Raw genomic sequence first — 13091 nt, 5'->3', positions numbered from 1 at the left:
CCAAGGCAGGTGACTTGCCTCACGTCGCCTGGCAGAAAGCAACACCGGGCGTCACGACCGCGGCGGACGCGGGGCCCGGAGGTCCCGGCCGAACGACCACAGGAGCACATCCGCACACGACCTCTGCGGGCAAAGTCGGCCGGAGAAGTGGTCCCTCCTCCCGTGATTCCCGCATTTCAGGCCCAGGTGAGGACGGCGTTCTCGGCGGCGTTGTACTCACCGACGCTGATTTCTCCCTCGCAGCCGGCGACGCCGTCCGGCAGGAACCGGGCCCAGCAGCCGCCGGCCCTGCCGTTGAAGAGCATGGGGCTGAGTACGGGCGAGACCGGCGCGGTCCAGGTGGACCTGCCGTCGGTCAGCTCCAGCAGGCAGGAGAGCGGCTCGACATACTCCTGCACGATGCTGTCGCCCGCCTCGAAAGCGCCGGTGACGGCCTCTTCCCAGGCCTGCTGTCCGGTGTGGCGGCCGATGAGAACCTCGCGTCCCATCTGGCTCATGGCGGCCTTCAGGACGAAGCGGTCACGCTCGCGGAAGAGCAGTGCGGGCAGGTCGTGTTCGCCCCCCTGCCAGTCGGTGCGGCCGGGGATGGTCATACGGGTCCAGGGCAGGTGCCGCTCGACCGTTCGGCGTTCGGCGCGCGTCATCCAGGGGCGCCTTTCGGAGACCAGGGCAAGTGCCTTCTTGTTGGCGAGCAGACCGCTGCTCTGCGGTGGCAGCAGGAGGAAACCCGAGCGCTGTGACTGATGGACGGGGCCAATGCCGATGCCGCGCTCCCGCCAGTCGGGCAGGGCGAAGTCGCGCAGACCGAGCGGATAGCGCAGGGACCCCGGGCGTCCGAGCGCGTCGGGGAGCTGGTGCGGTTCGAAGAAGTCCGCGGTGAAGCCGCGACGCCGGAACTGGTCGAGCGTGAGTTGGTGGAAGCCGATGCCGGAGTCTTCGAGCAGATCGCCCAGGCTGCCGACGACGGCGACAGCCCTCGGCAGATTCCGCCGGGCACAGACGTCCTCATAGGCCTGGACCCGGGCCACGAGCGGGTCGGACCCCGTGAATGGCGGCCTGTCGTCGTCCTGGTGGGTCCGCTGCCAGACCGCGGCGAGTGCGTGGGTTTCATTGGGCCCGCTGAAGGTCCCGCTGACATTGAACTCGAGCAGCTGGGGGCCCCGTTCGCCGATGACGATGTCCGGGCGGGCCATCATCGCGCAGTACTCGGTCTCAGTGTTGTCCTGGCCCGACAGCAGGGGGTAGTCGTCGGGGTCGGCGCCGAGTGCCTCGGCGCGGGCCGGCCAGCTGCCGCCCTGAGCCAGGACGGCACGGCGTACCAGCGACAGCAGCACTCGGCTGACCTCGAACAGCTCGTCGTAGGAGCTGCGGGGCAGGACGAACGGCTGCGCGGGAAGGACGGGTCCCGGGAGCGAGACGCTCAGCCCGGCCGTCTCGCGGCGCAGCAGCTCGTGCGTCTCGGCGCCCGACAGCCGCCTCAGGTCCGACGGCTGCGGCCGTCCCTCCTCGTGGAACCAAGGGTGCACGGTGCCGGACGAGGCAGGAACGGTGCTGGTCATGATCGGCCTCCCGAAGGGGTGCGGCTCAGCGGCCGAGTTCGCCGCGGACAGTGGATTCGAGCAGTTCTTTGGACATGGAGGTCCTCACGAAGGGGGCGCCGGACGGCCGGCACTCCAGGAGTCTTCGAGTCGGGGTTGAGTGGGCTTGTATTTCATTGAAGGGAATTCCCTGCCCCCGGATTCTCTTCAATGTCTGCTGGAAATGCATTCGTTCGGCTGCTGACTCCGTCAACCTTCCATGTACCGAGCCGAGTTACGAAAAAAGATAATGCAAGTGGCGGCAGCAAGAACAGCCGGACGGCCTCGAGAACTGCTGGAGACTTTCGGCTGTCACTGGTTGCGTCGGCCCCCAGCCGACATCCCTGTGCCGCGAGGAGACAGCTCGATGAGTCATCCGTCCATGCCAGTTCTGGAGTCGTTCATCCGTACCTGGCCCAACCTCGAAGCCGCGCACGAGAAGGCGATGAGGACGGCATCCGCCCTGCTGAGCTGCCGCGACGAGCTGTTGTCCCTGCTGACGCGGGTCGCCACCTACAGCAGCGCCCGTGATGAACTCCTGCGATCCGTAGGGGCGTTGACCGGTGCGCCCTGGGAACTGGCGCGCAACTGCCCGCCCCAGCTTTCCCTGCTCTCGGTGTTCCTGCCGCCGAACAACATCCTGTACTCGTACGCGCTGTTCGGTCTGATTCCCGGGCTCTACTGCGACGAGGTGGTAATCCGCCCCCCTGCCCGCACCCGGGACACCGCGTACGCCGTGCACAAGCTGATCACTTCCCGCCTCGACCCGGAACTCGCCCGGCGGATCAGGATGGTCGACGTCTCCCAGCGGCAGTTCAAGCCGATCTGCTCGGCGTCCGACGCGGTGGTCTTCACGGGTCAACCCGCCAATGCCCATGACGTGATGAAATCCGTAGGCGACCGGCCGCTGTTCCTCGTCATGGGCTCGGGACCCAACCCCCTTGTCATCGGCCCCCGCACCGACCCGGGCGCCGCCTGCCGGGCCATCCTGCGCGCCCGGCTGTACAACTCCGGCCAGGACTGCCGGTGCCCGGACGTCATCTTCGTCCACCGGCTGCGGCTCGACGCGATCGTGGAGCAGCTGCGCGCCGAACTGTCCGTCCTCACCGTCGGAGCGCGCACCTGGCCCGATACCGTGCTGACCCCGCTGGCCTGCGAAGACGCCGTGGAGGGCGCGGCGGAGTTCCTGGTCCGGAACGCCGACCATGTGGTCAGCGGCGGGGAGGCGGACCCGGAGCGGATGCTGGTCGAGCCCTCATTGCTGGTGTTCCCGGAGGGCGTGGACTTTCATCCGCCGGAGCTCCTCTCGCCGGTCTTCTGCATCGTGCCGTACGAGGACACGGAGATGCTCCGCGAGTGGGCGCGCAGCCCCGTGGAGCTGGAGCGGGGCATGTACGTCTCCGCGCTGGGCGAGCCGCGACTGACCGGGGAGACCCTGGGCACCGGCGTCATCTGCCGCAACGCCACCACGCTGGACGCCGAGGACGGCAACCAGCCCTTTGGCGGATACGGCGTGCACGCCAGCAGCATCCGGCGCGACGGGCGGCTGATCGGCCGGCCGCTGCTGCTGTCCGCGGAGGCCGGGCTGCGGCAGTCGGTCATCACCGGGCCGCTGCGGTGAGCGTCGCGACCGGACGCTGCCGCTCCGCGACGATGTGGCGTGGCGCAGCCCGGGCGTCGAGCGCTTGCGCTCGTCGACCTCGAAGAATTCCTGTCGCCGGGACGCAAGTTGGACGGTGGATCGAGCGGCGCTCCAGCGCTGCCTGTCACGGTTGTGACAAGCCCGCCAACCGCAGGGCTTCCCAGTACATTCCACGAAGGAGGCCGACGGTGGCACACCGGACGCTCATAGTGGCTCGGATGGAGCCGGGCAAGGCCGGCGACATCGCCAAGATCTTCGAGGAGTCGGACTCGAGCGAGCTGCCCCACATGATCGGTGTGACGAGGCGGTCGCTGTTCACCTTCCACGATCTCTATTTCCATCTTGTCGAGGCCGACGAGGACATCAGCCCGCGGCTGTACCAGGCCCGCAGCCACCCGCTCTACGACGACATCAACACCCGGCTCGCCGAGTGCGTTTCGCCGTACGACCCGAACTGGCAGGAGCCCAAGGACGCGATGGCGCAGTCCTTCTACATCTGGACCAAAGAGGGGGGTCGGACCCAGTGAGCGAGTTCACTCTGCTGGAGCTTGCCGAGAAGCTCCGTGAATGCGCCGGCGAGTCCGAGGGCGTCGACCTCGACAGCGACGCGGTGCTGGACGTGCCCTTCATCGAGCTCGGTTACGACTCCCTCGCGCTGCTGCAGGTGACCGGAGTCATCAAGCGCGAGCGAGGGGTCGAGCTCTCTGACGACGCGGTCGTGGAGGCCGAGACCCCGCGCATCCTGCTCAAGATGATCAATGCCAACCTCACCGAGGCGGCATGAGCACGGAAGATGCCTTCGCCTCGGGTCTCGCCGGCAAGCGCGTGCTCATCACCGGCGGCACCCGGGGCATCGGACGGGCGGCGGCTCTGGCCTTCGCCCGTGCCGGGGCCCAGGTGGTGGCGGGATACAGCAAGGACGGCAAGGCCGCTGAATCGCTCGCGCGGGAACTGGACGAGTTCGGCGCCGTTCATCTGACCGTGCGCGCCGACGTCACCACCGCGAGCGGGGCAAAGACGCTCGCCGAAGCCTGCCGGGACCGGCTCGGCGGGCTCGAGGTGCTGGTGAACAACGTCGGCATCGACGGCCACGCGAAGTTCGGCGATCTCGAAGCGGCGGAGTGGCAGCGGTTGTTCGACCACAACGTCACCTCGGCGTACCTGGTCACCCAGGGCGTGCTCGACCTGCTCTCCGAGGGCGCGTCGGTCATCAACATCGGCTCGTCGGCCGCTCTGCGCGGCCGGCCGTTCAGCGCCCACTACACCGCCTCCAAGGCAGCCCTCGTCGGATTCGGACGGGCGCTGTGCAAGGAGCTCGGGCCGCGCGGCATCCGCGTCAACACCGTGGCCCCGGGCGTCACGGAGAGCGAGACCAGCGGGGATCTGCCGCCGCAACTGCGGGAGCGGATCGCCGCGATGACCGCCCTGGGCCGGCTCGGCCGGCCCGAGGAGGTGGCCGGGACGGTGCTCTTCCTGGCGGGGGACGCCTCCCGCTATGTCACCGGTGCCACGATCACCGTCGATGGAGGAATCTGATGCCGTACGCAGCGATCACCTACCGGGTCAAGCCCGGCCACGAGGACGAGATCGCGGCGATATTCGCCAAGTTCACCCGGGTTGACACCCCCGACTTCAAGGGCGACGACGGCTCGGCCGCCGGACGCCTGCTCGGCACCGGGGTGTTCATCAAGGACGACGTGATGGTGCGCGTCATCCACTACGAGGGCGACTTCGCCGCCGTCGGCCGGCACATGGCCACCCAGAAGGGCGTGCACATCCTGGAGGAGAAGCTCCAGCCGTATCTGGCCGAGGAGCGGGACACCTCCTCGCCGGCCGGTTTCGCGGCGTATTTCCAGAGCGCCACGATGCGGTCCATCGCCCAGCTCACCGTCGACTCCCACCCGGCACAGGCCTGAGCGCCATGACCGAGGTGCTGGGGATAGCGGTTCTCCTCGGCAGCGGTGTCACCGCGGGGGTGCTTTTCGCCGTCGCGCTGAGCGTGCTTCCCGCGCTCTTCGCCATGGAGACGGGCACCTACGTCTACGCGCACAAACTGCTGGGCCGCAACTGGGACCCGACCATGCCGGTCGTCGTCCTCACCTCCACGCTGCTCGCCGCGGTCCTTGCCGGCATCGCGGACGACGGCGCGGCCCAAGCGCTGTTCGGCGTCGCCGCGGTGCTGCTGCTGGGTGTGTCCGGAGTGTCCCATCTGTGCAATGTGCCGATCAACCGCCGGGTCAAGTCCGTCGAGAACCCCGACGAACTGCCCGCCGACTGGGAGGACCCGCGGCCCCTGTGGCGGCGCTGGCACCTGCTGCGTACCCTGCTGGCGGTGCTGGCGCTGGCGGTCAACGCCGCGGCGGTCACCGTCTTGTGAAACGGCCGGCAAGGCGCCGGGGAGTGGCGGGTGGCCACCCCTGGCGCCTTGCCGGGAGACGCGGGACTGCCGCCGGTCAAGCACCGGACCGTGGGGGGCGGCGGTCACGGGGGGTGCCGCCTGCGATCACACTGTCCGGTGCCGCCCCGCCGGTGGTCTCGACCGCCGCTGTGGCCCGGGACAGCTCGTTGCCCGCCAGGGCAATGTCCGCGGATTGGGCCCCAGAGACCCTGAGGTAGACGTCGGTGCCGTGCGGGGCGCGGGAGGCGCTGAGGAAGGCGTCCCGGGTGTCCCGCAGGTCCAGCAGGGAGGTGCCCGGGCCGGGGCCTGTACCGTCCAGCGCGTCCACCGAGAGACCCACCACGTCGTCCGCGACCAGCAGCGGGCGCGGATCGGGCACCGTGGAGCGGATCTCGGTGCCGGAGATCCGTATCCCGCGGGCGTGGCGGACGTAGAGCCCGTAGGAGGGCAGGCGGCCGAACATCCGGGCTTCCGGATACTCGGCGACCTCCTCGGGGATGTCCCGCTCCACCCACTCGCGCCGGCCGCCCTCGTCCGTTTCGATGCGGATCCCCGAGAGGACGACGTCCTCGACGGGCTGCTCGGCGAGCCCGGTGATCGAGGAAGTGAGGATCGCTCCGGTGGCCTCGATCCCGGAGATGCGGACCCTGCGCAGGCGGCCCGGCACCGGGGTCGGCTGCCCCCACCCCCGGTTGCCGAGCCGAATGAAGACGGGGGTGCGGGTGTTGCGCATCCGGATGTCGGAGACGCTGACGCCGTCGACCCAGCCGCCGTCGACCATCTCGATGGCGATGCCGGAGATGGCGCGCTCGTTGAGCGGCACATCGAGGTTGTAGACCACCGAGTTGGTGAACGTGATGTCCTCGAAACCGCCCCGGGTCGCGGTGCCCAGCTTGAAGGCGTTGCAGCAGCAGGACAGCACGCAGTTGGTGACGACGACGTTCCGGGTGACCCGGAGGCCACCGTAGGGGTTCTCGCTCTTCAGACAGATCGCGTCGTCACCGGTCTCGATGTCGCAGTCGGCGATGAACACGTTCTGACACGCGGTCGGGTCGATGCCGTCGGTGTTGATGCCGTCGATCGGATTGCGGATGACGATGCCGCGGATCATCACGGTGTCACAGGCGATCGGGCGCAGCGTCCAGCCCGGGGAGTTCCGCAGGGTGACGCCTTCGATGCGCACGTTCCGGCACTCGGCGAGCTCGACCATGGGCGAGGGACGGTCGTTGTTGCCGACCGGCTTCCAGTTGTGGGTGACGACGTCGGCCCAGAGCCGGTCCGGCGGAGTGGGCGGCCGCCCGGACGGCTCCCAGAAGGCCGGACCCTGACCGTCGATGGTGCCTGCACCGGTGATGGCGATGTCGGTGGCGCCCCGGGCGAACACCAGGTGCCGCTGGCCCGCGTCGCAGTCTGCGGGCGGTCCCTCGTGCGGGGGGTAGTCCGCGAGGTCCGTGCTGCCGAGGAGGATCGCCCCGGCTTCCAAGTGCAGGGTGACCCGGCTCCTGAGCTCGATGCCGCCGGACAGATACGTGCCGGGCGGGAGGTGGGCGACGCCGCCGCCCGCGGCGTGCGCCGCGTCGATCGCCGCCTGGATCGCCTCGGTGTCCTTCGTACGGCCGTCGGCCACCGCCCCGAAGCGGTCCACGGAGAACACCGGCGGCCCCCCGTCCCGCCGGGATTCCCGGATCGGCGTCTGCGCCGGCCCGACCGTGGCGGCGGTTCCCCGCGACCCGGTCACGATGCCACCGCCCGCGCCACCACGACCCCGAACGGCTCCAGCACGACCTGCTCGGTGAGGTCCCGGCCGTCCAGCACGTCCTCCAGCCGGAAGCTGGTGCCGTCCGGCTCCGGGTGCGCGGTGACCGTGTCGCCGGACACGTTGACCAGCCATACGTACCGCTGCCCCGAGGCGTGCACCAGGCCGTCGACATGGACCCGGGGATCGTCCACGGCGAGGAAGGGGCGCACGCCCGCCCGCATCGCCAGGGCACGGTAGAGGCGGTGCACCTCGTCGTCGCGGTGCGCGTCCGGCGTCGCGGACCCGAAGAACTCCACGGGGTAGGTGGCCAGGTACACAGCGCCCTTCCCGTGGTCGCGCCGCACCAGCGCCGGGCGGCCCCGGCCGTCGCGGGCGAGCACCACGCAGTCGGCCGTCTCCTCGTCCAGCGGCAGCATGGCCCGGGCGTCGGCCGGTCCGGAGACCGGGAAGCGCAGTGTGTCACCGGCCTTGAGATCGCCCAGCGGCTCGGTGAACTCCCAGGTGACGACCGGGTCGACCTGTTCGTTCAGACCGTACCGGAGCGTGTGCGAAGCGCCGATCAGCCGCTCGATGGGCGGCCACCAGGCGCCGCGGTGGGAACCGCCCGCGCCGGCGAACCAGGACAGGTAGACGTGGCTGCCCTCGCGCGCCCAGTCCAGCAGCAGATCGAAGGTCGGTGCGGTCAGCAGCTTGTTGGACGGTACGAGCACCAGCGCGGTGCGGCGCGGCGCGTCCAGTTCGCGGGTCAGGCCCGGGGCGAGGTCGGCGGCCTTCGCCGCGAGGTACGCGTGGTGGCTCACCGTCGCGATCGCGGTCCGCTCCGCGACCGTCACCCGAGGGTGCTCCTCCAGGTGGGACGGGATCAGGATCGAGGTCTCGGTGTCCGGGCGGGTGCAGTTGTCGAAGTCGACCTCGTCGAGGAGGCGCCGGAAGCCGCCGATCTCAGCCAGGGCGGGCTTCGGCGTGCCGTCGGAGCGGGTGATGCCGAAGCCCAGCTCGAAGGGGCGGTGCCGGTAGGGGTCGACCGACTCCAGGGCGAAGTCGGTGTTGTTCCAGGCGAGCCAGCCGGTGGCCCCGGCCAGCAGCGTGTGGTGCAGCACCTGCCGGTAGTAGTGGGCGGCGTTCCGCTCCGAGGACAGCGCCGCGGAGACGCCGAACTCCTCCATCACCACTGGCTTGCCGAAGTGGCTCATCTCGCACGCCCAGCCCGCCGCGGTGTGCACCCGCACCTGGTCGTCGCCCATCGGATAGGTGTGCGGGCCGACGAAATCGACCAGGTCCTCCTGGCGCCGCAGCCGGAAGCCGTTGTCCTTGCCGGTGGTCTCCATGGTCCAGGCACCGTCGCCCAGCGACACCGGCAGCCGGGAGCCGCCCGCCCGTACGGCCTGGGTGCATATCAGGCCCCAGGCCCGGACCTCGTCGGGAGTGGCCGGTCCCGCGAAGATGGGGAACTCGTTGCTGATCAGCCAGCCGGCGACCGCGGGGTCCGCGCCGATCCGCCGGACGATCTCCCGGATGAAGAACGCCTGCTGGCCGAGCATGAAGCCGTCCGTGTAGAGATTGCGGCCCTCCCGCCACGGCACGTCCCAGTCCTCGCCGGACATGTGCCCGACCAGGAATGTGGGAATGGTGGGCAGGCCCACCTCCGCGCTGGTGCGCAGGAATTGCCGGTACCGCTCGACGAAGTCCTCGTCGATCCGGTCGGGTGCCGGGTGGAAGTCCGGCCAGAACAGGAACGACCGGGTGACGTTGGCTCCGTGCTCCCGCAGGGTGCGCAGCTCCTCGCGGACGACCTCGTCGTCGTAGTCCCGCCACATGAACAGGCTGCCGTGCCGTGACCAGTAGTTCGCTCCGAGCCAGAGGCCGGAATCGAGCTTGGGAGCCGGCCGCGGCACAGCCGTGCTGCTGCCGGCCCCGGAGGTGGGGCGGGAACTGGACTCGGTCATCTGCTCTCCGTTTCGTTCACTGGGTGCCCGGCCCGGGGCCCGTGGCGGAGGAAGCCGCCACGGGAGACCCGGCCGGATCGACGGGGGGCTGGGATCAGGCAGGTGGCGCCTGGAGATGGACCGCCTCGATGCCGCGGTTCACCTCCCGCATGATGTCGAGCATGTCCTGGTACGGCTGGTCCTGCTGGTTGGTCAGCCCGACGTTGAACGCTTCGGTGGCCCCCGGCTTGCGGGTCACCGCCTGGTCGTAGGAGGAGAACCAGCCGAAGCCGACGAACGCCCGGCTCCTGGCCTGCGCCTCGAGGAAGGCCCGGTACTTCTCCCCCCGGTCCTTCTGGCTGGTCGCCGTGATCGACGGGTTGTGGGAGGTCATCCCCCGGTCGGGGAACATGAAGGAGAACTCCAGGTTGAGGATCGGTTTGCCGTATCCCTCGTACTGCCGCAGGTAGTCGACGCTGGTCGAGTACCAGTCGAAGGAGATGGCGTCGAGGAATTCGCGTCCGCCGACGTTCCACTCCGGACTGGTGCGCCAGGTGGGCACCAGGGAGCCGCCGAGGAACAGGTGGTGCGGGTCCTGCTTCCGGATCGCCTTGCGTACCTTCTTGAAGTACGTCTTCGAGGCCAGCGTGATGAACGCCTTGACGTCCTCGGCGGGCACCCGGGCGATGTTGATCGGCGTGTCCGCCAGTGTGCGGAACGAATCGGCGTCGGTGCCGAGAGTTGCGTTGACCCGGTCCAGGTCCTCGGCGTAGGTCTCGGCCAGGTAGTGCACGAAGGCGGTCTTGGCCGCGAGGGTGGAGTCGCGCTTGACCACCTCGGCGACCACGTCGCGGCTCCAGCCGCGCTCGTTCTCGAAGAAGTACCCGACGAGCCACGGGTCCTGACGGTACGGGCGCAGATGGAAGGTGCGGTCCAGCTTGGCCGAGAAGTCGGGGTCGAACGGGTCGATTCCCCACAGCACCCGGATCACGTCGGGGGGTGTCGGCGCCTGGGCGAGGTACGGCATGACGACTTCCGTGTCGAGGGTCCACTTGCCCTGGGCGTTGAACCCCCAGTCGATCATGCGCTTGCCGACCGTCTCCCGCCACTTGGGCCGGTAGTCGTCCCCGTACTTCCGCGCGAGGTTGGCCCTGAGGAAGCTCACGACGTAGCCCTTGTCGTCCTCGGTGTAGCAGGACGCGAACCGCTCCGGGTCCGGCAGTTCCGCGAAGAGGTCGAGGGGCGTGCCGTCCGGCTTCTTCCACCAGGTGCCGTAGCCCCACTCCTGGGGGGAGAAGGCGTCCACGGCCTTGAGGAAGAACAGGTGGCCGTCCGGGGTGACGAACCACCAGCGGCCGTCGACCTGCTCCAGCCGGAAGTAGCCGGTGGCCTTGTGTCTTCCGAGCTCCCTCAGGCCGCCGTACTTGTCGTACCGGATCCGGTCCGGAGCGACATCGGCCAGCCGGGCGGCCTCCTCGGCGTACTCCCTGCGCAACTGCTCATCGGAGACGACCTTGCCGGGCCAGTCCTGGTGGAGGTACTGCCCGTAGCGGTCCACCAGCCAGCTGTCGCTCATCGTCTGCACCGGTGCCTGCGCCTGTGCCTGCGCGGGCGTGGCAAACCGGGGCACGGCGAGCGATCCGGCGATCACGGCGGCGGGGACACCGCCGATCAGGCTGCGTCGCGAAATCATCGGTCGAGCTCCTTTGCTCGGGCTGCACTCGCGGTCATGGTCGGGTTCTGGTGGATCAGCTCCAGGCCCCGGTTGGTGTCCTTCATGACGTCGGTCATGGCGGAGTAGGGCTGGTCCTGCTGGTTGACGAGGCCGAAGTTGTAGTTCTCGCCGTCGCTCGCGCGGCCGGTGACGGCCTGGTCGTAGTAGACGAACCAGCCGGACCCCACGAAGATCGGGCTGCGGGCCTGTTCCTCCGCGAACGCCTTGTGCTTGTCGCCGCGTTCGGCGATGGAGCCGGCGAGGACGGACGCGTTGATGGCGCGCAGGCCCCGGTCGTGGGTGCTGAAGGAGTACTCGAGGTTCAGCACAGGTTTGTCGTACGGCTCGTAGGCCTTCAGGTAGCTCCCGCTGTCGCTGTAGACGTCGAGGGAGATCGCGTCCACGTAGTCGCGCCCGCCGACGTTCCACGCCAGGCTGGAGTGCCAGTTCGGCACCAGGGCGGAACCGAGGAAAAGGTGGTTGGCGTCCTGCTTGCGGATGGCTGCCTGGATGGCCGAGTAGTACGCCTCGGAGGCCTCGGTGACGAACGCGGTGCGGTCGCTCACGGGCACCTTGGAGAATGTGATCTTGGTGTTCTCCAGGTCCTGCCATGTGGCGGCGCTGGTCCCCAGGATCGTGTTGACCTGCGCCAGGTCTCCGTCGTAGGCATCATTCATGTAGGCGACGAAGGCCCGCTTGGCCGGCTGAGTGCTGGTGCGCTGCAGCATGTCGGTCATGACGGCGTCGTCCCAGCCGCGTTCGTTGTCGAAGAAGTAGCCGATCAGCCATGGGCTGTTGGCGTTGGCAGCGATGTTGAGGCTCTGGATGTGCTGGTCGAGCTTCGCACCGAACTGCGGGTCGAACGGGTCGATGCCGTACTGGATGCGCATCACACCGGACGGTGCCGTGATCTGGCCGATCCAGGGCATGGTGAGCCCGCCGTCACGGCTCCACTTGGACTGCGCGTTGAAGCCCCAGTCGATCAGGCGCTTCTTGGTGATGTCGCGCCACGGGGTCTTCCAGTCGGCGGTGCCGTACTTGCGCATGAGGTTCGCCTTGACGAAGCTCACCATGTTCCCGCTGTAGGCGGGGCCGTAGGTGCCTGAGTCGGGCAGTCCGTCGAAGACGTCGCGCGGGCTGCCGTCGGCGTTCTTGTAGAGCGTGCCGTAGCCCCAGTCGTCCGCGGATGTGGCGTCGACTCCCTTGAGGATGAACTTATGGCCCTCGGGGGTGATGAACCACCACTTGCCGTCGACCTTCGCCAGCCGGAAGAAACCCGTGGCGGTGTACGTGCCCAGCGCCTTCACGCCTCCGTACTGGTCGTAGGTCGTCAGGTCGAGTTCGGCGTCGGCGAGTGCGGCGGCCTCGTTCGCGGCCTCCTGCCGCAGCTGCTGGTCGGAGGTCACCTTGCCGGGCCAGGTTCCGTAGAGGTACTGGCCGTAGGTGTCGGCCAGCCGCGTGGCGCGGGACAGTTCCTGTTGCATTTGGCTCTCGGTGAGCGGCGGTGCGGGATTCTGGCCGATGGGCCCGGTGCCGATCGTGAAGCCGACCTCGGAGAGCGGGAAGTGCAGGTACTGGTTGTTGCGGGTCATCTTGATGCGCACGAACCGGGCCTGTTTGCCGCCCATCGGAGGGTTGAACGAGTAGTTCAGCTGGGTGCGGCTCCGGGTGTCGCTGCCGGCGATGCGATACGTGGAGTCGGCTTCTGGCCGATAGGTGACCTCGATCTCGTCGAAGCCCCAGTACTGGTTCTGCGCCGTGCTCACGATCGAGACGGTGTCGAGCGGGTAGTCGCGCAGCAGGTCGAAGACGAGGGTCACCGTCTTGGGTGCGGTCGCGGAACCGCGCCATCCGACGTAGTCGGTCGGATCGCCGTTGAAGAGCTTGCTGTCCTGGAAGGCGACCAGACCGCCGGCCGAGTCCGGAGTGCCCTCCGTGGGCTGGGTGCCGGCGTAGTAGTTCCCGCTCGTGACGGTGGCGCCGTGGGCCCGCGAGGCGCCCGCCAGTTGCGCGGAGAGGAGGACCAGCAGCACTGCGAGGGCCAGGTTCAGCAGCCGGTGTCTTCGTGCGGTCATG

11 protein-coding genes are annotated in these 13091 nt (G+C 69.0%); 6 read left to right on the top strand and 5 right to left on the bottom strand.

Going from position 1 to position 13091, the window contains the following annotated elements; all coding sequences use genetic code 11:
* Positions 1–176 precede the first annotated feature (176 nt).
* Positions 177–1559 (bottom strand): hypothetical protein, encoded by a 1383-nt coding sequence (locus ACWDO5_RS06765; protein WP_450528998.1) that lies wholly within the window; start codon positions 1557–1559, stop codon positions 177–179.
* 385 nt (positions 1560–1944) lie between these two features.
* On the opposite strand from ACWDO5_RS06765, the gene ACWDO5_RS06760 reads away from it, so the two are divergent.
* The 6 genes from ACWDO5_RS06760 to ACWDO5_RS06735 all read left to right on the top strand — a co-directional run bounded on the left by ACWDO5_RS06760 (position 1945) and on the right by ACWDO5_RS06735 (position 5596).
* Positions 1945–3198 (top strand): aldehyde dehydrogenase family protein, encoded by a 1254-nt coding sequence (locus ACWDO5_RS06760; RefSeq protein WP_450528996.1) that lies wholly within the window; start codon positions 1945–1947, stop codon positions 3196–3198.
* Between the two features lie 209 nt (positions 3199–3407).
* Positions 3408–3746 (top strand): TcmI family type II polyketide cyclase, encoded by a 339-nt coding sequence (locus ACWDO5_RS06755; protein ID WP_450528994.1) that lies wholly within the window; start codon positions 3408–3410, stop codon positions 3744–3746.
* Positions 3743–4003, top strand: a complete 261-nt coding sequence (locus ACWDO5_RS06750; protein ID WP_450528993.1) for an acyl carrier protein — start codon at positions 3743–3745, stop codon at positions 4001–4003. Before ACWDO5_RS06755 ends, ACWDO5_RS06750 begins: the two co-directional genes overlap by 4 nt.
* Complete coding sequence (locus ACWDO5_RS06745; RefSeq protein WP_450528991.1) at positions 4000–4755, top strand: SDR family NAD(P)-dependent oxidoreductase; 756 nt, start codon at positions 4000–4002, stop codon at positions 4753–4755. Before ACWDO5_RS06750 ends, ACWDO5_RS06745 begins: the two co-directional genes overlap by 4 nt.
* Entirely contained in the window at positions 4755–5135 is a 381-nt protein-coding gene (locus ACWDO5_RS06740) for a SchA/CurD-like domain-containing protein (protein ID WP_450528990.1), read from the top strand. Before ACWDO5_RS06745 ends, ACWDO5_RS06740 begins: the two co-directional genes overlap by 1 nt.
* A 5-nt stretch (positions 5136–5140) precedes the next feature.
* Positions 5141–5596, top strand: a complete 456-nt coding sequence (locus ACWDO5_RS06735; protein WP_450528988.1) for an anthrone oxygenase family protein — start codon at positions 5141–5143, stop codon at positions 5594–5596.
* A 76-nt stretch (positions 5597–5672) separates the two neighbouring features.
* On the opposite strand, the gene ACWDO5_RS06730 is transcribed toward ACWDO5_RS06735, so the two are convergent.
* The 4 genes from ACWDO5_RS06730 to ACWDO5_RS06715 form a co-directional block, all read right to left on the bottom strand.
* On the bottom strand, positions 5673–7355 hold the full coding sequence (locus ACWDO5_RS06730) for a glycoside hydrolase family 28 protein (RefSeq protein WP_450528987.1): 1683 nt from the start codon (positions 7353–7355) through the stop codon (positions 5673–5675).
* Positions 7352–9322 (bottom strand): beta-mannosidase, encoded by a 1971-nt coding sequence (locus tag ACWDO5_RS06725; protein ID WP_450528985.1) that lies wholly within the window; start codon positions 9320–9322, stop codon positions 7352–7354. The genes ACWDO5_RS06730 and ACWDO5_RS06725 overlap by 4 nt, the downstream gene beginning before the upstream one ends.
* A gap of 94 nt (positions 9323–9416) precedes the next feature.
* Positions 9417–10994, bottom strand: a complete 1578-nt coding sequence (locus ACWDO5_RS06720) for a hypothetical protein (protein WP_450528983.1) — start codon at positions 10992–10994, stop codon at positions 9417–9419.
* Positions 10991–13090, bottom strand: coding sequence for a hypothetical protein (locus tag ACWDO5_RS06715; RefSeq protein ID WP_450528981.1), 2100 nt, complete (start codon positions 13088–13090; stop codon positions 10991–10993). The genes ACWDO5_RS06720 and ACWDO5_RS06715 overlap by 4 nt, the downstream gene beginning before the upstream one ends.
* Between the last annotated feature and the right edge of the window lies 1 nt (position 13091).

The organism is Streptomyces sp. NPDC000880, from assembly GCF_053599675.1.
The sequence above is the reverse complement of the archived record's forward strand: the minus strand, read 5'-3'. Positions and strand labels throughout refer to the sequence as shown.

What these genes read in the sequence shown, in the direction of transcription:
- ACWDO5_RS06765 (WP_450528998.1), bottom strand. Translation starts at nt 1,559, where the DNA reads ATGACCAGCACCGTTCCTGCCTCGTCCGGCACCGTGCACCCTTGGTTC.
- ACWDO5_RS06760 (WP_450528996.1), top strand. Translation starts at nt 1,945, where the DNA reads ATGAGTCATCCGTCCATGCCAGTTCTGGAGTCGTTCATCCGTACCTGG.
- ACWDO5_RS06745 (WP_450528991.1), top strand. Translation starts at nt 4,000, where the DNA reads ATGAGCACGGAAGATGCCTTCGCCTCGGGTCTCGCCGGCAAGCGCGTG.
- ACWDO5_RS06740 (WP_450528990.1), top strand. Translation starts at nt 4,755, where the DNA reads ATGCCGTACGCAGCGATCACCTACCGGGTCAAGCCCGGCCACGAGGAC.
- ACWDO5_RS06735 (WP_450528988.1), top strand. Translation starts at nt 5,141, where the DNA reads ATGACCGAGGTGCTGGGGATAGCGGTTCTCCTCGGCAGCGGTGTCACC.
- ACWDO5_RS06725 (WP_450528985.1), bottom strand. Translation starts at nt 9,322, where the DNA reads ATGACCGAGTCCAGTTCCCGCCCCACCTCCGGGGCCGGCAGCAGCACG.
- ACWDO5_RS06720 (WP_450528983.1), bottom strand. Translation starts at nt 10,994, where the DNA reads ATGATTTCGCGACGCAGCCTGATCGGCGGTGTCCCCGCCGCCGTGATC.
- ACWDO5_RS06715 (WP_450528981.1), bottom strand. Translation starts at nt 13,090, where the DNA reads ATGACCGCACGAAGACACCGGCTGCTGAACCTGGCCCTCGCAGTGCTG.